This is a genomic window from Streptomyces sp. NPDC001515 (genome assembly GCF_053597115.1).
This window is the reverse complement of sequence record NZ_JBSFHN010000032.1, coordinates 68,875-89,230: the sequence shown is the minus strand read 5'-3', so window position 1 is coordinate 89,230 and position 20,356 is coordinate 68,875. Positions and strand designations below refer to the sequence as shown.

At 73.3% G+C, this 20,356-nt stretch carries 19 protein-coding genes and 1 tRNA gene; 11 read left to right on the top strand and 9 right to left on the bottom strand.

Translation table 11 applies throughout. The features are described 5' to 3' along the window. Window positions 1–220 precede the first annotated feature (220 nt). The 8 genes from ACWCXC_RS28905 to ACWCXC_RS28870 all read left to right on the top strand — a co-directional run bounded on the left by ACWCXC_RS28905 (window position 221) and on the right by ACWCXC_RS28870 (window position 7,366). A complete protein-coding gene (locus ACWCXC_RS28905) occupies window positions 221–1,402 on the top strand; it encodes a lactonase family protein (protein WP_450890963.1) in 1,182 nt (393 codons plus the stop codon). A gap of 56 nt (window positions 1,403–1,458) precedes the next feature. Then, a complete protein-coding gene (locus tag ACWCXC_RS28900) occupies window positions 1,459–1,710 on the top strand; it encodes a hypothetical protein (RefSeq protein WP_450890962.1) in 252 nt (83 codons plus the stop codon). Further along, window positions 1,707–2,084 (top strand): helix-turn-helix domain-containing protein, encoded by a 378-nt coding sequence (locus tag ACWCXC_RS28895; protein ID WP_450890961.1) that lies wholly within the window; start codon window positions 1,707–1,709, stop codon window positions 2,082–2,084. Before ACWCXC_RS28900 ends, ACWCXC_RS28895 begins: the two co-directional genes overlap by 4 nt. A gap of 177 nt (window positions 2,085–2,261) precedes the next feature. After that, window positions 2,262–2,771 carry a 2-oxo-4-hydroxy-4-carboxy-5-ureidoimidazoline decarboxylase gene (gene uraD, locus ACWCXC_RS28890; RefSeq protein ID WP_450684404.1) on the top strand — a complete coding sequence of 170 codons (510 nt, stop codon included), beginning with the start codon at window positions 2,262–2,264 and terminating at the stop codon, window positions 2,769–2,771. Window positions 2,772–2,789: 18 nt separating this feature from the next. After that, a complete protein-coding gene (gene uraH, locus ACWCXC_RS28885) occupies window positions 2,790–3,182 on the top strand; it encodes a hydroxyisourate hydrolase (protein WP_450684403.1) in 393 nt (130 codons plus the stop codon). A gap of 6 nt (window positions 3,183–3,188) precedes the next feature. Further along, window positions 3,189–4,112, top strand: a complete 924-nt coding sequence (gene pucL / locus ACWCXC_RS28880; RefSeq protein WP_450684402.1) for a factor-independent urate hydroxylase — start codon at window positions 3,189–3,191, stop codon at window positions 4,110–4,112. 166 nt (window positions 4,113–4,278) lie between these two features. Beyond that, window positions 4,279–5,667, top strand: a complete 1,389-nt coding sequence (locus tag ACWCXC_RS28875) for an 8-oxoguanine deaminase (RefSeq protein ID WP_450890960.1) — start codon at window positions 4,279–4,281, stop codon at window positions 5,665–5,667. Between the two features lie 265 nt (window positions 5,668–5,932). Next, window positions 5,933–7,366 (top strand): nucleobase:cation symporter-2 family protein, encoded by a 1,434-nt coding sequence (locus tag ACWCXC_RS28870; protein ID WP_450890959.1) that lies wholly within the window; start codon window positions 5,933–5,935, stop codon window positions 7,364–7,366. Between the two features lie 85 nt (window positions 7,367–7,451). On the opposite strand, the gene ACWCXC_RS28865 is transcribed toward ACWCXC_RS28870, so the two are convergent. The 3 genes from ACWCXC_RS28865 to ACWCXC_RS28855 form a co-directional block, all read right to left on the bottom strand. Then, entirely contained in the window at window positions 7,452–8,216 is a 765-nt protein-coding gene (locus ACWCXC_RS28865) for a chitosanase (protein WP_450684399.1), read from the bottom strand. A gap of 43 nt (window positions 8,217–8,259) precedes the next feature. Next, window positions 8,260–8,574 carry an SH3 domain-containing protein gene (locus ACWCXC_RS28860; RefSeq protein WP_450890958.1) on the bottom strand — a complete coding sequence of 105 codons (315 nt, stop codon included), beginning with the start codon at window positions 8,572–8,574 and terminating at the stop codon, window positions 8,260–8,262. 229 nt (window positions 8,575–8,803) lie between these two features. After that, window positions 8,804–9,643, bottom strand: coding sequence for a chitosanase (locus ACWCXC_RS28855; RefSeq protein ID WP_450890957.1), 840 nt, complete (start codon window positions 9,641–9,643; stop codon window positions 8,804–8,806). Between the two features lie 61 nt (window positions 9,644–9,704). On the opposite strand from ACWCXC_RS28855, the gene ACWCXC_RS28850 reads away from it, so the two are divergent. Beyond that, window positions 9,705–10,388, top strand: a complete 684-nt coding sequence (locus ACWCXC_RS28850) for an alpha/beta fold hydrolase (protein ID WP_450684396.1) — start codon at window positions 9,705–9,707, stop codon at window positions 10,386–10,388. Window positions 10,389–10,440: 52 nt separating this feature from the next. Here the strand turns inward: ACWCXC_RS28850 and ACWCXC_RS28845 are convergent, their stop codons facing one another. Next, window positions 10,441–11,043: a TIGR03086 family metal-binding protein gene (locus ACWCXC_RS28845; RefSeq protein ID WP_450890956.1), complete on the bottom strand. Its 603-nt coding sequence runs from the start codon at window positions 11,041–11,043 to the stop codon at window positions 10,441–10,443. A 166-nt stretch (window positions 11,044–11,209) separates the two neighbouring features. Here ACWCXC_RS28845 and ACWCXC_RS28840 point away from each other — a divergent pair, with 166 nt between their 5' ends. Then, on the top strand, window positions 11,210–12,202 hold the full coding sequence (locus ACWCXC_RS28840; protein WP_450684394.1) for a fibronectin type III domain-containing protein: 993 nt from the start codon (window positions 11,210–11,212) through the stop codon (window positions 12,200–12,202). Between the two features lie 7 nt (window positions 12,203–12,209). Here the strand turns inward: ACWCXC_RS28840 and ACWCXC_RS28835 are convergent, their stop codons facing one another. From ACWCXC_RS28835 to ACWCXC_RS28815, 5 genes are all read right to left on the bottom strand, one after another. After that, window positions 12,210–13,421, bottom strand: a complete 1,212-nt coding sequence (locus ACWCXC_RS28835) for a vWA domain-containing protein (protein WP_450684393.1) — start codon at window positions 13,419–13,421, stop codon at window positions 12,210–12,212. Between the two features lie 3 nt (window positions 13,422–13,424). Beyond that, window positions 13,425–14,654 (bottom strand): AAA family ATPase, encoded by a 1,230-nt coding sequence (locus tag ACWCXC_RS28830; RefSeq protein ID WP_450890955.1) that lies wholly within the window; start codon window positions 14,652–14,654, stop codon window positions 13,425–13,427. After that, complete coding sequence (locus ACWCXC_RS28825) at window positions 14,651–16,432, bottom strand: ankyrin repeat domain-containing protein (RefSeq protein ID WP_450890954.1); 1,782 nt, start codon at window positions 16,430–16,432, stop codon at window positions 14,651–14,653. The genes ACWCXC_RS28830 and ACWCXC_RS28825 overlap by 4 nt, the downstream gene beginning before the upstream one ends. Beyond that, window positions 16,429–17,565: a gala protein gene (locus ACWCXC_RS28820; RefSeq protein ID WP_450890953.1), complete on the bottom strand. Its 1,137-nt coding sequence runs from the start codon at window positions 17,563–17,565 to the stop codon at window positions 16,429–16,431. Before ACWCXC_RS28820 ends, ACWCXC_RS28825 begins: the two co-directional genes overlap by 4 nt. 104 nt (window positions 17,566–17,669) lie before the next feature. Beyond that, a tRNA-Cys gene (locus ACWCXC_RS28815) sits at window positions 17,670–17,742 on the bottom strand. Window positions 17,743–17,956: 214 nt separating this feature from the next. Here ACWCXC_RS28815 and ACWCXC_RS28810 point away from each other — a divergent pair. Then, window positions 17,957–20,245 (top strand): glycosyl hydrolase family 18 protein, encoded by a 2,289-nt coding sequence (locus tag ACWCXC_RS28810; RefSeq protein WP_450684389.1) that lies wholly within the window; start codon window positions 17,957–17,959, stop codon window positions 20,243–20,245. The last annotated feature ends 111 nt before the right edge of the window (window positions 20,246–20,356 follow it).

Here is a 20,356-nt window from a genome sequence, read left to right as displayed (position 1 = left end):
TTGCGGAAGTCTGTTTCTGCTTGATGGAAGGTTGCCGGGGCGGGCGGGCGGCTGTCAAGGGGGTGCCCGGAAATCCCGCCGCTCGCGGGGCCCGGAGCGGCGGGCTCCGCGAGCGGTGTCGCGGGGTGCGCCATGGCCGGTGCGTCTCTTGCGGACGGTCCCGGGGGAGCGTCACTGTGGCGGACACATCCGACGCCACCGACCCCACGAGGTGCCTCGCATGACCTCCCCCACCACCCGCCGCACCGTCCTCGGCGCGCTCCTGGCCGGCGGTGTGCTCGCCGCCGCCCCCGGCCTCCCGCGTGAGGAGCGCCGCACCCGCCCCCACCCGCCGAAGCCTCCGGCCCGGGCGGCCGGCACGCTCTTCCTCGGCACATACACCTCGACCAGCCCCGGCGGCAGCGGCATCGGGGTGGCCTCCTACGACCCGGTGAGCGGCGCGATCACCGCCCGTACGGTTGTCACCGGAGTCCCCGACCCCTCGTTTCTCGCGCTCCACCCCACGGGCCGCACGCTCTACGCCGTGGACGAGCGGAGCGACGGCGGCGTGAGCGCCGTCGCGCTCGCCGGGGACGGGACCTTCCGGGTGCTCGGCACCCGCTCCACCGGCGGGGCCGGCCCCTGCCACCTCTCGGTCCACCCGGGCGGGCGCTGGCTGCTCAGCGCCAACTACACCTCCGGCAGCGTCGCCGTGCACCCCCTGGCCGACGACGGATCGATCGGCGAGCGCACCGATCTGGTCGCCCACACCGCGCCCGCCCCCGGCCCCGGACAGAGCGGGCCGCACGCCCACCAGATCGTCACCGCCCCCGACGGCGGCCACGTCCTCGCCGTCGACCTGGGCAACGACACGGTGTACACCTACCGCCTCGACGAGACGCGCGGCACCTTGCAGCAGCTCGCCCACGCCCCGCTGCGCCCCGGTGCCGGACCGCGCCACCTCGCCTTCCACCCGGGCGGGCGGTACGCGTACCTCGCCTGCGAACTCGACAACACCGTCGTCGTCTGCGGTTACGACCCCGCCACCGGAACCCTGACCCCCGGCGCCCCGCAGTCCACCGGAACCGGGTCCGGCACCAGCTACCCCGCCCAGCTCCTCGTCACCGCCGACGGCCGCTTCGCCTACCTCGCCAACCGGGGCCACAACAGCCTCACCCGTTACGCCGTCGAGGACGACGGGGCCGCGCTGCGGCTGCTGGACACCGTGCCGGTGGGCGGCGACTTCCCCCGGCACACCGCCTTCTCCCCGGACGGCTCCCTCCTCCTGGCCGCCAACCAGCGCTCCGGCACCGTCACCGTCTTCCGGGTCGATCCCGCCACCGGCTCCCTCGCCCCGGCCGGGACGCCCTTCGCCTTCCCGGCCGCCGTCTGCGTGCTGCCGGCCGGGGGCCCCGGGCGCTAGGGTCGGTCCGGAGTTGCGGGCCGCCCCGGACGCGGCCCGAGGCAAGAGGAGAGACCGTGCGCCTGAGAGTGGAGTTCACCACCGAGCCCTTCGACCTCGACGAGGCACCGGCCCACGCGGTCGTGGCCCGCGAGGTCATCCAGTCCGCCGAACTGGACGCGGTGGACGTCGGCCCCTTCGGCAACACGGCGGAGGGCGGCGCCGACGCGGTGCTCACCGCCGTGGACTCCCTGCTCCGCCGGACCCTGGAGTCCGGGGCCACCCGGGTCTCCCTCCAGGTCAACGTGATCGGGGAGGGCCCGCGGTGACCGGCGCCGCGGACCACCCCCTGATCGGCGCGGTCAGGCCGCTCGTCGACGCGATGGGCGCGGAGCTGCTCGGCCCCGACGAGGCCGAGGCCGACGACGTCGTCCTGGCCTGGGAGGGCGAGGCCGTCATAGCCGTCCGGCTCCCGCAGCTCTCCGAATCGCTGGACCACATCCTCGCCGCGATGGAACGCCGGCACGGCAGACCCCTCGCCGAGCTGGACCGCCGCACCAAACAGGAGGTCGTCCGCACCCTGGAGGCCCGCGGCGCCTTCTCGGTGCGGCACGGCGTGGAGACCGTGGCGGGCGCCCTCGGCGTCTCGCGCTTCACCGTCTACAACTACCTGAACAGGGAAAACGGTTCCAAGAGCGGCTAGTTGAGGCCGTCATCGAAGGTTACGGGCGCGTGAACGCGCGAGCCGTCGTCCGGATCTCCGGGCGGCGGCTTTTTACATGAACGGAATTTCAACAAAGTGTTGACGTGGTGTGGTGGAGGGCGTTAGCTATCCCGCAGCCCGACCAACGCACCGCGCACCACGGCCACGGAGGCTCCCGTGACTTCGAGCTCCACGCCGGGCCTGGCCCGGTTCAACACCCTGGCGGACGAGGCCGCGGCCACCGCACTGCACGAGATCTGTGCCAGTACGGCCTGGGGCCGCGCGATCCTCGCCCAGCGCCCCTACGCCACCGCCGAAGCCCTGTTCTCCGCGAGCGACACCGCCACGGCGGCACTCGACGCGGGGGACCTGGCCGAGGCCATGGCCGGTCACCCCCCGATCGGCCGGCCGAAGCCCGGGGACCCGGTCTCCTCCCGCGAACAGCGGGGGATGGCCGGAGCCTCCGAGGAACTCAAGGCCGAGATGCTCGACCTGAACCTGGCCTACCAGGAACGGTTCGGCCATGTCTTCCTGATCTGCGCCACCGGGGCCACCGGTGAGCAGATGCGCGACGCCGTGAAGTCCCGGATCGGCAACACACCGGAGCGGGAGCGCGAGGTCGTCCGCACCGAACTGGGCAGGATCAACCGCATCCGCCTCACGCGTCTCGTCGCCGAGGACACGTAACCGAAGGAGAGCAAGGCCTTGAGCACCTCGACCACCGCATCGGTGTCCACGCACATCCTGGACACCAGCATCGGCCGCCCGGCCGGGGCCGTCCCCGTCTCGCTCTCCGCCCGCGGCGGCGACGGCGCGCCGTGGGCGGCGCTCGGCGGGTCCACGACCGATGCGGACGGGCGCTGCAAGGACCTGCCGGCCCTGCCGGAAGGCACCACCCACGTACGGCTCGACTTCGAGACCGAGCCCTACTTCACCGCCAAGAAGCAAGCCGAGGCGCAGCAGGACGCCCCCCGCGTAAGGGACAGCGGCGCGTTCTTCCCGGAGGTGGCGATCACCTTCGCCGTCACTCCGGGCGAGCACTACCACGTACCGCTGCTGCTCAACCCGTTCGGCTACTCCGTATACCGAGGGAGCTAGCAGACCATGCCCACGATTCTCGGCCAGAACCAGTACGGCAAAGCAGAGAACCGCGTCGTCAGGATCGTGCGGGACGGCGACACCCACCACATCAAGGACCTCAACGTCTCCGTCGCTCTCTCCGGCGACATGGACGAGGTCCACTACTCGGGATCCAACGCCAACGTCCTGCCCACGGACACCACCAAGAACACGGTGTTCGCCTTCGCCAAGCAGCACGGCATCGACTCCGCCGAGCAGTTCGGCATTCACCTCGCCCGCCACTTCGTGACGTCCCAGGAGCCCATCAAGCGGGCCCGCATCCGCATCGAGGAGTACGCCTGGGACCGCATCGCCACCTCCGACGCCACCTCCCGCTTCATCGGCTCCGACGAGGTCAACCACTCCTTCGTCCGCCGCAACCAGGAGGTCCGCACCAGCCAGATCACCTTCGACGGCGAGCAGTGGCAGGTCATCTCCGGGCTCAAGGAGCTGACCGTGCTCAACTCGACGAACTCCGAGTTCTGGGGGTACGTCAAGGACGAGTACACGACGCTCAAGGAGGCGTACGACCGCATCCTGGCCACCGACGTCTCGGCCCGCTGGCGCTACAACTGGACCAGCGACGAGCAGCGGATGCCCAACTGGGAGAAGTCCTACGCCCAGGCGCGCACGCACATGCTCCAGGCCTTCGCCGAGACGTACTCCCTCTCGCTCCAGCAGACCCTCTACCAGATGGGTTCGCGGATCATCAACAGCCGCAGTGAGATCGACGAGATCCGCTTCTCGCTGCCGAACAACCACCACTTCCTCGTCGATCTGGAGCCCTTCGGCCTCAAGAACGACAACGAGGTCTACTTCGCGGCCGACCGTCCCTACGGCCTGATCGAGGCCACCGTGCTCCGGGACGGCGTCGAACCGCAGATCCCGGTCGACCTGACCAACCTCTGACACGGCGGCGCGCCGGGCCGGTCCGCCCAGGGCGGACCCGGCGCGCCCCACCGGGTCACCCAGCCCCTCCACCCTCTCGGCACCCGCGGCCCGCCTCACCGCCGCGGCACTCAAATCCTCCTAGGGTCCTGCCGTGCCCGCACCCCCGACGAGAGAAGGACGCACCATGGCAGCAACCGGCCGAGTGGAACGCATCGTCATCGAGAACTGCTCGATCGCGACCGTCGACGCCGACGACACCGAGTACGCCTCGGGACACCTCGTCGTCGCGGGCGGCCGCATCGAATCCGTCGGCGCCGGCCGGGCCCCCGAGGGCCTGGAGAACGTCGTACGCCGGATCGACGGCACCGGGCACCTCCTCACCCCGGGCCTGATCAACACGCACCACCACTTCTACCAGTGGATCACCCGGGGCCTGGCCACCGACCACAACCTCTTCCAGTGGCTGGTCGCCCTCTACCCGACCTGGGCGCGCATCGACGAAGCGATGGTCCGCGCCGCCGCCCAGGGCTCGCTCGCCATGATGGCGCGCGGCGGTGTCACCACCGCGATGGACCACCACTACGTCTACCCGCGCGGCTCGGGCGACCTCTCCGGCGCGATCATCGGCGCCGCCCGGGACATGGGCGTACGGTTCACCCTCGCCCGGGGCTCGATGGACCGCAGCGAGAAGGACGGCGGACTGCCGCCGGACTTCGCCGTGGAGAGCCTGGAGGGCGCGCTCGCCGCCACCGAGGCGACGATCGACGCCCACCACGACGACTCCTTCGACGCGATGACCCAGATCGCCGTCGCCCCCTGCTCCCCGTTCTCCGTCTCCACCGAACTCATGCGCCAGGGCGCCGAACTGGCCCGCAGGCGCGGGGTCCGGCTGCACACCCACGGCTCGGAGACCGTGGAGGAGGAGAAGTTCTGCCACGAGCTGTTCGGCATGGGGCCCACCGACTACTTCGCGTCCACCGGCTGGCTCGGCGAGGACGTGTGGATGGCACACTGCGTCCACATGAACGACGCCGACATCGCCGCGTTCGCCCGCACCGGCACCGGCGTCGCCCACTGCCCGTCCTCCAACGCCCGGCTCGCCGCCGGCATCGCCCGCGTGCCGGACATGCTCGCCGCCGGGGTCCCGGTCGGACTCGGCGTCGACGGCACCGCCTCCAACGAGTCCGGCGAACTCCACACCGAACTGCGCAACGCCCTCCTCGTCAACCGCCTCGGCCCGCACCGCGAACGCGCCCTGAGCGCCCGTCAGGCACTGCGGCTCGGCACCCACGGCGGCGCCCGGGTCCTGGGCCGCGCCGACCAGACCGGCTCCCTGGAACCCGGCAAGCTCGCGGACCTCGTGCTCTGGAAGATGGACACCCTGGCCCACGCCTCCATCGCCGACCCGGTGACCGCGCTGGTCTTCGGCGCCGCCGCGCCCGTCACCCTCTCGCTCGTCGGCGGCCGGCCCGTCGTCGAGTCGGGCCGGCTGGTCACCGCGGACGAGGACGCCATCGCCCGCGCCACCCGCGACGAGGCCCGGCGCCTCGCGGAAATCGCCGCCGGGGCCTGACCCCGACCCCCCGTACCGGCCGGCCGAGGGGGACGGCCCTCGTCCGGCCGCCGCGGACCCGAGCGGGGTCCGCGGCAACCGGTGCGGGAGGCACCGCCGAGAGCGGACGCCTCCCGCACCGGCGATCAAAGCTGCCCGCACCAGCTGCACGACCTGCCCCACCTGCATCAACGCACCACACGGGGCCCGGTCCCCGGACCGGCCCCGGCACCACCTCCCTGACACCCACGTCACCGCAGACGTGTAACCGACCGGAGGAACCGCCGTGGCAGCCACGCCCAGGTTTCGCAACGACGCCAGCGCAGCACCCGAACCCGACGCGGCCGTCGACCGGAAACATCCGGTCGACGAGACGCTCCCCCCACTGAAGATGGTGACCAGCGGCCTCCAGCACGTGGCCGCGATGTACGCGGGCGTGGTCGCCCCGCCCATGATCGTGGGGCCCGCCGTGGGCCTCACCCCCAAGGAGACCGCTTTCCTGATGGGGGCGAGCCTCTTCACCGCGGGCATCGCCACCCTGCTCCAGACGCTCGGCTTCTGGCGCATAGGCGCCCGGCTCCCGTTCGTCAACGGCGTCTCCTTCGCCGGGGTGACCCCGATGGTCGCCATCGGCAAGGACCGGGGGCACGACGGCATCGCCGTGATCTTCGGGGCGATCATCGTCGCCAGCCTCCTCGGCTTCGTCCTCGCCCCGTACTTCTGCAAGCTCGTCCGCTTCTTCCCGCCCGTCGTCACCGGCACCGTCATCACCCTGATCGGCGTCTCCCTGCTGCCGGTCGCCTTCAACTGGTCCCAGGGCGGCAACGCCACCGCCGACGACTACGGCTCCACCACCAACATCACCATGGCCGCCGTCACCCTGGTGATCGTGCTGGCGCTGCGCAAACTGCTCCGGGGATTCCTCCAGCAGATCGCGATCCTGCTCGGCCTGGTCGCCGGCACCCTCATCGCCATCCCCGTCGGCATCACCGACTTCGGCGCGATCGGCGACGCCGACGTGATCGGCTTCCCCGCCCCGTTCCACTTCGGCGCCCCGCAGTTCGAGATCGCCGCGATCGTCTCCATGTGCATCGTGATGCTGGTCTGCATGACCGAGTCGACCGCCGACATGCTGGCCCTCGGCCGGATCGTCGACCGCCCGGCCGACGAGCGGACGATCGAGGGCGGACTGCGCGCCGACACCCTGGGCAGCGCGCTCAGCCCGCTGTTCAACGGCTTCATGTGCAGCGCCTTCGCCCAGAACATCGGGCTGGTCGCCATGACCAAGGTGCGCAGCCGCTTCGTCGTCGCCGCGGGCGGCGGCATCCTGATCCTGCTCGGCCTCTTCCCGGTCGCGGCGTCCGTCATCGCCCTGGTGCCCCTGCCGGTGCTCGGCGGCGCGGGCATCGTCCTGTTCGGATCGGTCGCCGCGAGCGGCATCCAGACCCTGGCCACCGCCGCGCTGGAGAAGGGCGAGAACGCGCTGATCGTCGCCGCCGCCGTCGGCGTCGGACTGATACCGATCGCCGCTCCGGAGTTCTACCACGCCTTCCCGAAGGACCTGCTGGTCGTGCTCGACTCCGGGATCTCGACCGGCTGCGTGGTGGCGATCGTCCTCAACCTGGCCTTCAACCACCTGGGCCGCGCGGCGGACCCCGGTCCGGCCGAGGCCGCCCCCGACGGCGAACCGCTCGACCGGGCCGCCGTGCCCGCGCACTGACGGGCCGTCGCACCGTCCGGCGCCGTGGTGCGTACGGTCCGCCTCGGCGGTCCCGTGCGCACCACGGCCGTGCGCCGTCCCGGCGTCAGCCGATGTGGTAGCTGTCGCCGTAGACCTTCCAGTCCAGCGGCGGGTCCAGGTCCAGATTGCCGGCGCGCAGGAAGACCCGCTGGGCGGTGTCCACCCGGCTGGTGTCCGAGTGCGCCTCCTCCTGCCGCATGGCCCACACCCGGGCGTCCAGGAACGCGTCGAGGAAGGCGGTCTCCTCACCGCCCCGGGCCGGCGGCTCCGCCTGCCGCAGCGCCCGCGCGCGGATCGCCCCGAAACTCGCTCCGTCGTCGCCGTCGCCGTGCATCACGAACGCGTCGTAGTACGCGAACTGGCCGAGCACGCCCAGGCCGTCGCCCTTGCCCCGGGACACCGCCGGATCGAAGTACACCCGGTCGCGCTCGTCGTCCTGGGCCCGCCGGAAGGCATCGTCCCGGGCCGCGTCCCGCCAGGCGGAGGGGAACCCGGGGTCCAGGCCCTCGTGCGAGTCGCTTCCGTCGACCTCGCGCAGGGCCGGCAGATACCGGGCGAGCGGATTGTCCGGGACCCGGCGGGTGTACAGCTCCACCAGGCCGAGCATGTCGCCGGTGCCGGAGCAGAAGCCGATGATGCCGCCGGTGTAGCCCCGGCCGTCGCCGATGTCCTCGATGTAGCCGTACTGCGCCTTCCAGTCCAGCGTGGAGTTCTCCGCGCTGGAGACCAGCTGCATGGCGATGTCCTTCTTCGCCGGATCGTCCAGACCGTTCACGCACGCCTCCTCGTCAGGTGCCGCCGCACGGGACGGCAGCCGCAAGCCCCGCACCGGGGGCGGTCAGGGACCGGTGCGGGGCGGTACGGTGGGGGACTCAGCAGTTCAGGTACGCCACGTAGATCCAGACACCGGTGGGTCCGCCCCACAGGTCACCCATGATCCAGTCGCCGGTCCGGCCGCGGTAGTTGAGGTTCTGGCCCTTGTTGACCTGGCCGAGGACCGGGAAGTTGGTGCCCGGTCCGCCCCGGAAGTTGACGCCGTTGTCGTTGACCGTGCAGACGAGCGACGGCTGCGCCGCCTGCGCGCGGTGCGCGGTGGCCGTGCTCGGCGCGGCCTGCGCGGCCGGGGAGACGGCCAGGCCGATGCCGGCGGCCAGCATCGTCACGGTCAGCAGAAACTTCTTCATCATCTCGCAGAACTCCTCGGTGATCCGGCCCACCGGTGTGCGCCGTCCACCCCGCACAACGGGCCGCCGGCCCCCGGGGACACGGCTCCGCCCACCCCCGCGCACAGCAGTGAAAGCGCAGGTCACATGCGGTGCGCACCGGCGCACACGGCGGATGCGGCCAACGCCTCGCGCGCCCACCGATCGTGGGTTTGGCGGGCGTCGCGCAGACCTCGCGGGCCCCCGGGGACGCTCAGGATCCCTCGATCACATAGCTGTCCCCGTACACCTTCCACCGCAGGGGCGTCTCCAGGCCGAACTTGCCCTGCTTCAGGAACACCCGCTGGGCGGTCTCGACCCGGCTGGTGTCGTGGTGGGAGGGCTCCTCGCGGATCGCCGCGACGCGGGCGTCGAGGAACGCGTCCAGATAGGCGCGCTCGTCGCCGCCCTCGGCGGGGGAATCCGCCTCGGCCAGCGCCCGGCGGCGCATCGTCGCGAAGCCGACATCGCCCTGCGCGTCGGCCGAACCGTGCATCACATACGCGTCGTAGTAGATGAACTGGCCGAGCGCGCCCAGCCCGTCCGCGCGCCCCCGGCGCACCGCCGGACCGAAGTACGACTGGTCCCGTTCGGCGTCCTGCGCGGTGCGGAACGCCGTGTCCTTCGCGGCACGGGCCCAGGCATCGGTGAAGGCCCGGCCGAGCCCCGTGTGCGCGTCGGTGCCGCGCACCGCCCGCAGCGCCGGAAGAAACCGCTCCAGCGCGTTGCCGGGCCGCGCCCTCGCGTACCGCTCCACCACGCTCAGCATGTCGCCGGTGCCGGAGCAGAAGCCGATGATGCCGCCGGTGTAGCCCCGGCCGTCGCCGATGTCCTCGATGTAGCCGTACTGCGCCTTCCAGTCCAGCGTGGAGTTCTCCGCGCTGGAGACCAGTTGCATGGCGATGTCCTTCTTGACCGGATCATCCAGTCCGGGGCCGGCCGCTCCCTTGCCGGAGCCGGAGCCGGAGCCGGTCGCCGTGCACCCGGACAGCACGACGGCGGCGAGGACGAGGGCGAGGCGGGAGGCGAGCGGCGGACGCGTGCTGATCTTCACCCCGCCAGCCTGCCAGGCCCTGTGGGACGAGCGGCGCAGGCCGGGCGGTAGCGTCGGGGGCATGGATGATCAGTCAGTGGTGGATGTCGGCGATGTGCGCCTCGCGTACCGGAGCTGGGGCGATCCGTACGGTTCACCGGTCGTGCTGCTGCACGGCCTCGGGGACTCGGCGGCCTCCTGGGAGGCCGTGGGGGAGCTGCTGGGGCGGGAGTGGCGGGTGTACGCGATCGATCTGCGCGGGCACGGGGAGAGCGACTGGCCCGACGACTACGACCTCGCTCTGATGGCCGAGGACGTGCTGGGCTTCCTCGACGCCTGCGAGATCGACCGGGCCGGGGTGGCCGGCCACGGCATGGGCGGCGTCGTCGCCCAGCTCCTCGCCCAGGAGAACCCGGACCGGGTGGAGCGGCTGGTGCTGGTGGAGACCCCGCCGCCGTACCCCGGCGCGGCCGGGCCCGCCGGCACGCCGCAGGGCCCGGTCGACTACGACGAGAACGCCGTTCCCGCCGTACGCGACCAGCTCGACGACCCGGAGCCGGAGCGGGCGCACGGCCTCGGTGAGATCGTCGCCCCCACCCTGGTCGTCTCGGGCGGCCCGGCGAGCGGTCTCTCCCAGGCCCGGCTCCAGGACATGGCCGCGCTCGTCCCGGACTCGCGCCTCATCACCCTCGACGGCGGGCACCGACCGCACGAGACGAACGCCGCGCAGCTCGTCCAGGAGATGACGGAGTTCTTCACCAGCTGACCGCCTCGGCGACGGGCCGGCCCGTCGCCCGGCCCGCGGACCGGTGGTTCCGTCAGTCGCCCGGCCGCCAGTCGGGGCGCCGGCCGCTGCGGGCCACCGCCCGGTCCAGCAGCGGCGCGTCGTCGGGGACCGGCACCGGAGCGCCGAAGGGCGAGGTGGGCGGCGGATTGTCGCCGAGGTCGGCCAGGACCGCGAGCGAGCTGCGCAGATGGTCCTCCTCCGCCGAGTAGGGCTGCCCGGTCGCCCGCGCCAGGTCCCAGCCGTGCAGCACCAGCTCGTTGAGGGCCACCATTCCGGCGACCTGGCCCGGGAGGTCCACGCTGCCCGCCTGGGTCATGCCCTGCCAGGCGTCGGGGGAGCGCCAGGCCGCCGCCAGTTCGTCGAGTGCCGGGGGCAGCGTCTCGCGCCAGTCGTCCGCGAGCACCCCCGACTCCACCGAGGGCGCCGTCCCGGTCGTCGCCCCCAGATCCTTGCGCGCGGCGTCCCGGAAGGCCACGGCCAGCCCGCCGACGTGGGCGAGCATCGCGCCCACGGTGACCCCGGGGCAGGGGGTCGGACCGGCCAGCCGGGCGTCGTCGATGCCGTCGAGCAGGGCGGTGACGTTCCGGGCGGCGGGCCCGAGATCGAGGGGTACGGGGTTCGTCTCTGTGTCCATACCTGTGCAGACTCCCCGGATCCCGGGAACTCATCGCCCGCCCACCGGGTGAATCCCGCGGCCCGGGGGCGGCGGCGCACACCGGCATATTGCGGAACGTTCCGCTCCGTCCCCTTGTCGGGAGGCCCCGGACCGTGCGATACAGGTCTGGACCAATAGCTGCCGGATGGAAGGCAACACCGTGCAACGCCCCCACACCACCGCCGCGTTGTCCTGTTCCGCCGCCCTGCTCCTCGCCGCGCTGACCGCCTGCGGCTCGGAGGCCGAGGCCGACACGGGGAAGCCGACCGCGCCGCGCGGGGTGACCGTCCAGGCCGGCAGCGCCACCTCCGCGCACGTCATGTGGAAGGCGTCCACCGACGACACGGCCGTCACCGGCTACGAGGTCTACCGCGAGGGAAGGAAGGTGAAGTCCGTCCCCGCGTCCAAGGTGATGATCGACATCGAGGGGCTCACCGCGTCGACCGCCTACACCTTCACCGTCCGCGCCCGCGACGCCGCCGGAAACCTCTCCGCGCCCAGCGCCGCCGTCCGCGTCACCACCCCCGCCCCCACGCCCGCCGACCACGCGCCCCCCACCCGGCCGGTGAAACTGCGCGGCAAGGCCGACGGCAACCGGGCCGCCACCCTGTCCTGGGGCGGCTCCACGGACGACGTCGGCGTCACCGCGTACGACATCTACCAGGAGGGCTCCCGCATCCACACCGTGCCGGGCACCGCGACCACGGCCCGGCTGACCGGACTGCGCCCCGGCATGGCGTACGCCTTCACCGTGCGGGCCCGCGACGCCGCCAACACCTCCTCGCCCGACAGCAACACCCTCCGCCTCACCACCGCGTCGGCCCCCGGTGCCCCGGCGAGCACCGCCCCGACCGGCCTGCGGGCGAGGACGAAGGTCCAGGGCAAGGAGTACGCCGTCGATCTGGACTGGGCCCAGCCCGAGACGGACGGCGAGATCACCACCTACGAGCTGTACCTGGACGGCAAGATGACCACCACCATCGTCTGGGGCGTCGCACCGCCCGCCGGACGGGCGACCTACCAGTACACCACCGCCGAACCGCGCGGCACCCGCCACGAGATCACGCTCCGCGCCAAGATGCCGGACGGCAAGTGGGGCGCGTTCTCGGCTCCGCTCACGGTGGTCCTCGGACAGTGAGCCCGCGTCAGAGGGGCACGCGGACCGTCTCGATCCACGGCGGCGGCTGAGGCGCCTCGGCCCCGATGAGCGCGGCGACGAGCCGGCACGAGGGCGACTCCTCCGGCCAGGGCGTGAGGCCGTCCGTGAGGACCACGACGATGCCGGGGCGCTCCGGGGCGGCCAGCGCCGCGGCGATCCCCACCCGCATGTCGGTGCCGCCGCCCCCGCCGAGGACGACCTGCCCGGCCGACGTCACCCGGGACACGGCGTGCACATCGGCGTCGCAGGCCAGCACGGTGACCCGGTTGCCGCCGATGCCCACCTCGCGCAGCACGCCGGTGATCTCGGCCAGCGCCGAACCGAGTTCGTCGTCGCCCATCGAACCGGAGGTGTCGACGACGACGGCGACCCGGGGCAGCGGCCGGCGCAGGCTCGGCAGCACCACACCGGGCAGCGCCGCCCCGCGCCGGGCCGGACGCCGATAGGTGTAGTCGACCGCACCCGAGGCCCAGGCCGCCGCCTCCCGGACCGCCCCGGCCAGCGCCTGCCGCCAGTCGACGGCCGGCTCCAGGACCTCCTCGGCCCACCGCTTCCACCCCTGCGGCAGGGTGCCCCGGGCGCGCAGATGCGCCCGCATCGCCTCGGCCGTCCGGCGCCGCAGCGCCTCCGCCTCGACCGCCCCGACCTGCGGCGGACCGTCCGGGCCTGTGGACTCCCACGGCTCGTGACGGCCGTGCGCGCCCGAACCGCAGGTGAGCGGGGGGCCGGGCGGCAGATCCGGCAGATACTCCTCGAAGAACCGCCCCTCGGCCAGACCGAAGAGCGAGGGCTCCATCCGGCCCTCCGGCAGGGCCACCCCGTCGGCGAGCAGATCGTCGTTGATCTCGCAGTCCTGGGCGACGTTGACCCGGTGCGCGTCGCGCTGATCGGCCGCGGACAGCCGGCCGGCCCGGCCGTGGTGGTCGCGCAGCAGATGCGCGGCCTCGTGCAGCCAGACCCCGGCCAGTTCCCTCACCGGGGTCCGCTCGACGAACGCCGGCGACACATAGCAGCGCCAGTGCCGGTCCACGCCCATGGTCGGGACCTCGTCACTGGGCACCACCGACAGCGCGTAGAGCGCGGTGGCCAGGTACGGGCGGTCGGTCGCCGCCCGGTAGCGGGCGGCGAGCAGTTTGGTGAGGTCCAGCCGGAGCCGCGCCGGGGCGGGCCGGCCGGACTCCTCCCGGGGCGCGGACATCCCTCAGCCGCTTCCCGGCAGCGCGCCGGAGAGCTGGAGCAGCTCCAGGAAGGCGTCGATGCCTTCGGGGACCGGCCAGGCGGGGTCACGCATCGACGCCAGGTCGACCGCGGCGCGGGCCGCCACATCGGGCACGCCGGCCGCGACCGCCTTGGCCAGCACCGCCCAGCCGGCCTCCCAGCGCGGACGGGTGAGGTCGGCCTGTACGGCGGCCACGACCGCGATCAGGAAGGCCAGTTGCCGGTCACCGCGCTCGGGCAGGGCGAACGCCTCCGGGTCCGCCAGCACCCGGTCCGGGTCGGGCAGGTCCAGATTCTCCAGGTACGCCAGCAGCTCGATGCCCGCCCCGTCCCCGACGGCCCCGGTCAGGGCGGCGGCGACGGCCTCCCGCCCGGTGCCCGTCGCGTATCCGGTGGCCAGCAGCCGCAGCGCCATGTCCCAGGTACGGGGCGAGGGCCAGGCCCGGCCGCGGCTCTCCGCGTCGCCCGGGATGTGGTGGACGAGCCCCGGCCGCGCGTGCAGGAAACCGGAGACCGCGCCCCGGGCCCGCGCCACCGCGCCCGGCACCCGGGACGGCTCGACCAGCGGAACGGCCGCCTCCGGCCACGTGCCGGCCATCCCGCGCGCGACGGTGCGCGCGTCGTGCGTCCAGGCCAGGTGCACGAAGCGGTTGGCGAGTGGCGGGCTGAGGTGCCAGCCGTCCGCCGCGCTCGACGGCGGATTGGCCGCCGCCACGATGCGGACGGACTCCGGGAGGGTGAGGCTGCCCACCCGCCGCTCCAGCACGACGCGCAGCAGCGCGGCCTGCACCGCCGGGGGCGCGGAGGACAACTCGTCGAAGAACAGCAGGCCCCGCCCGCGCCGGGCGAGCCGCACCGCCCAGTCCGGCGGCGCCATCGGCACCCCGGTGGTGGCGGGGTCGTCACCGACGACGGGCAGCCCGGCGAAGTCGGACGGTTCGTGGACGCTGGCGATCACGGTCTCCAGCTCCACCCCGAGCCCGGCCGCGAGCTGTTCGAGCCCGGCCGATTTGCCGATGCCCGGCTCGCCCCACAGCAGCACCGGCTGATTGGCCGTCACCGCCAGGGCCAGCGCCTCCAGCTGGGGGCTGGCGACGGTCTCGGTACGGCTGGTGCGCAGCCGCCGGTTCAGCGCGTCGGCGGCCTCCATCGGATCGGTCCCGGAGGCGGCGGGGGAGTGCCGGGCCGGGCTGTCGGGGGCGACGGTGCTCATCCGTCCTCACCTTCCTCGTCGTCGGGGGCGTCGTCCTCGTCGTCCTCGTCGTCCCCGACGGCCTCGTCCTCGTCGTCGGGATCCCACTCCTCCCACCACTCGGCTCCCACGTCGGGGTGGTCCGCCACCACCCGCTCGGCGAGGAACCGCAGATCCGTCCGGCGGTACTTGCGGATCATCTGTTCCAGCGACAGTTCCGTCTGGTCGACCACGTCCAGCCGGGCGCCCGCGTCGATCAGGGCCCGGACGAGCGCGGCCGAACCCCGGCCGGAGACCGCCGTGCTCAGCGGGGTGCGCTCCCGGTGGTCCCGGGCCTCCAGATCGAGCCCGGCGTCCAGCAGCCGGGGAAGGAGTGCGGTGTGGTCGAGCAGGGGCAGCAGATGGAGCAGGGTGCGCCGGCCGCCGTCGCGGATGCGCGGGTCGAATCCGGCGTCCAGCAGCGCGACGACGGCCCGCGTGTTCCCGTGCTCGGCGTGCAGGAAGAAGTCGCGGCGCTGCGCCGCCAGGGCCTTCGGCAGCCGGCCGGTGCCGCTGGTGCAGGCGTGCTCGGCCGCGAAGCAGCCGGTGACCGCGCCGCCGAACGCGCGCAGGGCGTGCTCCCGCTGCCTCTCCTGCGCGGTGTGCGGCGAGTCCAGCGCGCCCTCGTGGAACCGGACGGTGTGCCACGCGCCCCGGCACCGGACGCGGACCGGGCCGGGGGCCGTGGGCCCGTCCGGTCCGAACGGCCCGTCGAGGCCGGGGAAGAGGGCCCCGGCGACCAGCGGATGGAGCCGGCGCGCGGTCAGGTCCCCGGTGCGCAGCAGATCGACGTCGGGCAGCCGCCGCCAGACGCTCTCGGGCAGGAGCTCCGCGCCCTCGGCCGCCTCGCGTTCGACGAGCCGGACGCGCAGCGGCCCTTCGCGCCCGGGGCCGGTGAAGTCCAGCAGGACGCGCGCCCGCCAGTCCCGGGCGATCTGGAACCGCTCCGCCCCGGTGAGCGTCGCGACCCGCCGGACCTCGGCCTCCAGCCGGGGCACGTCCAGCGCCACCGCGCGGATCAGGGACTCGGGCGTGGTGCGGTACCAGGCGGGCATCTCCGGGGGCGTCGGATCCCAGACGATGCCGGCCGCCGCCAGCGATCCGGCGATGTCACCGCGCTGGTGCAGCAGCGTGGACCACTCGGCGCGGGCCGTCGCGTCGGTGCCGTCGGGCGCCTCGTGCGGCAGCCGGTCCGCCGGGAGGGGTGTGCCGTCCGCGTTGAGGAACGGCAGCCGGGTGCCGCCGAGCCGTTCCCGCAGTTCGCCGGTGCGGCGCGCGTCCCACAGGTGCCGCAGGGTCCGCCAGTCCTCGACGGCCGGTGCGCCGGACCCGGGGCGCCGCGCCGGGCCGAAGCCGAGCGTGACCCGCTGCGGTCCGTCGACCATGGGGCCGGTCCGCAGTCTCAGGTACGGGGCGCCGCCCCCCGCCCCGTATCCCGCCAGCAGCAGGGTCCGTTCGGTGGCCAGGGTCGAGCGCCCGCCGAGGATGCGGGGCAGATGCCAGCGGAGCAGATCGGGCACGAGGTGGCGCAGATCGTCCTCGACCGCCTCCGCCACGTCCGTTCCGTACCGGGCGGAGACTCTGGCCGGGTCGAGTGCCAGGTCGAATCCGGCCGCCGCCAGGGCGCCCCGCCAGTCGCCGGCCGCCCGGAGCGCGGCCGAGGTCTCGATCATGGTGCGCGGCACCGCGTACCGGCGGACCTGGCGCCAGCTCGCCGCCTCCTCGGAGGAGAGCAGGCCCGAGGCGGGGTGCGGGCTCATCGGTACAGGCTCCTGACCGCGCGCAGATCGGCGTGGGCACCGCCGTCCGGGCGCAGCGCCGTGGCGAAGGAGCGCTTCACCCGGCGGGGCAGCCCGGGGCCGAGCCCCATGTACTCCAGCCGCGAGCCGTGGCCGACGGCGGAGAGGAGGGTCTTGGCGCCCCGTCCGGTCAGCCCGGTGTGGCACAGGTCGAGCCGGCGCAGCGGGCTGCCGGGCAGGGCGGCGGCCAGCGCGTCGGCGCCGAGGTCGCCGGTGGCGTTGGGCGGGGCGCCGAGGCTGCGCTCCGAGGGCGGCCGGCCGAGGTCCAGGGCCTCGATCCCGTCGAGGGCGGCGGCCAGCGCGCGGGCCCCCTCGGGTCCGATGCCGTTCCCGCCGAGGCCGAGCCGGATCGGGCGGGCCGGATCGGCGGCGCCCGCGAGGACGGCGGCGCCGCCGTCCCCGAGGTGGTTGGAGGGCAGGTACAGCTCGCGGACGCCCGCGTCGCGGATCAGCCGGGCCAGCAGGGGAGCGGCCCGCGCGTCCAGGCCGTTGCCCCCGAGGAACAGCCGCTCCACGGGGCGGGCGCGGCCGGCCAGCACGTCCAGGAGGGTGGCCAGGCCCTCCGTGGTGACCCCGGTGTTGACGAGGTCGAGGGTGCGCAGCGCGGAGGCGCGGCGCAGCATCGGCACCAGGGCCCGCACCCCGGCGTCGCCCACCGGATTGCGCTTGAGCCACAGGGCGCGGACGGTGTCGTCGCCGTCGAGGGCCCCGGCCAGCGTCGCGGCCCCGGTGGCGGTGATGCGGTTGCAGCCGAGGTAGAGGGTGTGCAGCCCGTGGCCGGACGCGGCGGCCGCCTCGGCCACGGCGCGGGCGCCTTCGTCCCCGAGGCCGTTGGTGCCGAGCAGGACGTGGACGGCGTGCGGAGAGGCGGCGACGGCGGGCATGATCCGGGCGGCGCCGGCCGCGCCGAGTCCCTGCTTGCACAGGTCGACGCGTCCGTCGGTCCGCAGCGTGCCCAGCGGGAAGGTCTCGTCGGCCGTCACCGGCCGCCCGTCCGCGAGGCGTTCGAGCAGGGGACCGAGCAGTGCCGGGTCGGCGAGCGGAAGGTCCGGATGCTCGATCGCCGGACAACGCACCGGCATCGGCTGCGACATCGCCATTCCCCAGATCCCCCCGCCGGGTCCGGCCGAGGCAAGGGCGGCCGTGCGCCGCCCGCTCGGGCGGCCCGACACGTCGACGTCCCGTTACGTAAAGGCGGCAGAACCGGTCGGATTCGAACCGACGTCCTCCAGCTTGCTGCTTGGGCGCGACGACCTCTGCGCTACAGCCCTGCCGCGCATGATCCTAGTGCGTGCCGGGGCGAACTCGCACACCAGTGCCAGGGGTTGGTGGGATCGCCCCGGAAGGCGGCGCGTCTACCGTAAATGGTCTGTACCTATTGACGCGCTGGTCCAGACCAATTACCTTCCTCTGTGCTCCATGGAACGACATGCATCCCGCTCCCCCCGAGGACCGCCTCACCGGTCCCAGTCGCAAGGGAGAACCATGTTCGAGCACATGCCCCTCAGACGGAGAACGGCGACCGCCCTGCTCGCGGTGCTCGCCCTGCTCCTCGCCCTGCTGTCCTTGCAGGCCGGACCCGCGCACGCGGCCGGCAAGCTGACGGCGACCTTCACCACCGCCGACAACGGCGCCTGGTGGAAGGGGACCTACATCCTGCGCAACGACACGGACACGGCCGTGACCGGCTGGAGCCTGGAGTTCGACCTGCCCGCCGGGGTCGCCATCAGCTCCTCGTACAACGGCACGGTCACCACCCAGGGCAGTCACCTCACCGCGGTCAACGCCCACTACAACGGCACGGTCGCCGCGCACAGCACCACCGAGCCCTACAGCTTCTGGTTCGTCGCCACCGGTCCGATCAAGGCGCCCACCGGCTGCCGGATCAACGGCGACAAGTGCGACGGGTCCGCCGACGCCCCGCCCGGCGCGCCCGGCGGACTGAAGCAGACCGACGTCACCGCGCGGACCGCCTCGCTCTCCTGGACCGCCTCCTCCGCCGGCGACTTCCCCGTGGCCTCGTACGACATCCTGGCCGGCGGCAAGGTCCTCGGATCGGCCACCGCCGCGACCTCCGCCACGGTCACCGGACTCACCCCGGCCACGGCCTACGCGTTCACCGTCCGGGCCAAGGACACCCGCGGCAACGTCTCCGCCGAGAGCGCCCCGCTGACCGTCACCACCGTCGACCCGGCCACCGACACCTCGCCGCCGACGGCCCCCGGCTCGCTGCGCGCCACCGCCAAGGACTCCTCCTCGGTCACCCTGGCCTGGAACGCCGCCACGGACAACCAGCGGGTGGCCGCGTACGACCTCTACAAGGGAGGCGTGCTCGCCACCACGGTCTCCGGCACCACGACCACCGCGAGCATCGGCGGGCTGTCGCCCGCGACCTCGTACTCCTTCACCGTCAAGGCGCGCGACGCGGCCGACAACGCCTCGCCCGCGAGCAACACGCTGACCGTGAAGACCGACGACATCGCCGGCGCGGGCAAGTACGCCAAGGTCGGCTACTTCGTCCAGTGGGGCATCTACGGCCGCCAGTACTTCGTGAAGAACCTGGAGACCTCGGGCGCCGCCGACAAGCTCGACGTCATCAACTACTCCTTCGCCAATATCGACCCCAACAACCTCACCTGCCTCAACGGGGTCACCAAGGGCACCACGGCCGACCCGCAGGACCCCGAACAGGGCACCGGCGCCGGGGACGCGGACGCCGACTACGCCCGCCCCTTCAGCGCCTCCCAGTCCGTGGACGGCGTCGCGGACGACGGCTGGGGCAAGCTGCGCGGCAACTTCAACCAGCTGAAGAAGCTCAAGCAGCGCCACCCGAACCTGAAGATCGTGGTCTCGCTCGGCGGCTGGACGTACTCGAAGTACTTCTCGGACGTCGCCGCCACCGACGCCGCCCGCAAGAAGTTCGTCTCCTCCTGCATCGACATGTACATCAAGGGCAACCTGCCCGTGTACAACGGAGCGGGCGGGCCCGGCACCGCGGCCGGCATCTTCGACGGCTTCGACATCGACTGGGAGTGGCCGGGCACCGGCACCGGACACCCCGGCAACCACTACTCGCCCGCCGACAAGGACAACCTCACCCTGCTCCTCGCGGAGTTCCGCAAGCAGCTCGACGCGCTCGGCGGCGGCCACCGCCTGCTGACCGCGTTCACCCCCGCCGACCCCCAGAAGATCGACGAGGGCTGGGACCTGGGGAAGGTCTTCGACTCCCTCGACGTCGCCAACGTCCAGGGCTACGACTTCCACGGCTCGGGCAGTGACAACTCCTGGGAGCCCAACCGCACCGGCCACCAGGCCAACCTCTACAACGACGAACAGGACCCCTACAGCTTCCACTTCAGCGCCGACACGGCCATCAAGGCGTACACCGACGCCGGGGTCGACCCGCGCAAACTGACCCTCGGTATCCCCTTCTACGGACGGGGCTGGCAGGGCGTCACGGACGGCGGGAAGGCCGGTGAATGGCAGTCCGCGAGCGGGGCGGCGCCCGGCCAGTTCGCCGAGGAGGCCGGGACCCGGGGCTACTCCAACCTCATCGGGGCCTATCCGACGATGGCCGTCCACCACGACGAACAGTCCATCTCGACGTACGGATACACCGGCAGTCAGTGGTGGTCCTTCGACGACACCTGGTCCATCGGCAAGAAGATGGCCTACGTGAAGAACAAGGGGCTGCTCGGCGTCATGGTCTGGGAGATGTCCGGTGACACCGCCCAGGGCACGCTGATGAACGCCATCACCACCGGGCTGCAATAGCCGGTCCGGCACGAGGACGGGGAGCCGCGCGCCCGCGCGGCTCCCCGTTGCCGTTTCCACGGGGTTCGCGCCCCCGTTCCCGTATTCCGCCGAATCGTGAGGAAACCCCCC

Coding starts and splice junctions, on each gene's coding strand:
- ACWCXC_RS28820 (WP_450890953.1), bottom strand. CDS start 17,565: ATGTCGCAGCCGATGCCGGTGCGTTGTCCGGCGATCGAGCATCCGGAC.
- ACWCXC_RS28850 (WP_450684396.1), top strand. CDS start 9,705: ATGGATGATCAGTCAGTGGTGGATGTCGGCGATGTGCGCCTCGCGTAC.
- ACWCXC_RS28830 (WP_450890955.1), bottom strand. CDS start 14,654: ATGAGCACCGTCGCCCCCGACAGCCCGGCCCGGCACTCCCCCGCCGCC.
- pucL (WP_450684402.1), top strand. CDS start 3,189: ATGCCCACGATTCTCGGCCAGAACCAGTACGGCAAAGCAGAGAACCGC.
- ACWCXC_RS28905 (WP_450890963.1), top strand. CDS start 221: ATGACCTCCCCCACCACCCGCCGCACCGTCCTCGGCGCGCTCCTGGCC.
- ACWCXC_RS28845 (WP_450890956.1), bottom strand. CDS start 11,043: ATGGACACAGAGACGAACCCCGTACCCCTCGATCTCGGGCCCGCCGCC.
- ACWCXC_RS28840 (WP_450684394.1), top strand. CDS start 11,210: ATGGAAGGCAACACCGTGCAACGCCCCCACACCACCGCCGCGTTGTCC.
- ACWCXC_RS28825 (WP_450890954.1), bottom strand. CDS start 16,432: ATGAGCCCGCACCCCGCCTCGGGCCTGCTCTCCTCCGAGGAGGCGGCG.
- ACWCXC_RS28835 (WP_450684393.1), bottom strand. CDS start 13,421: ATGTCCGCGCCCCGGGAGGAGTCCGGCCGGCCCGCCCCGGCGCGGCTC.
- ACWCXC_RS28860 (WP_450890958.1), bottom strand. CDS start 8,574: ATGATGAAGAAGTTTCTGCTGACCGTGACGATGCTGGCCGCCGGCATC.
- ACWCXC_RS28875 (WP_450890960.1), top strand. CDS start 4,279: ATGGCAGCAACCGGCCGAGTGGAACGCATCGTCATCGAGAACTGCTCG.
- ACWCXC_RS28810 (WP_450684389.1), top strand. CDS start 17,957: ATGTTCGAGCACATGCCCCTCAGACGGAGAACGGCGACCGCCCTGCTC.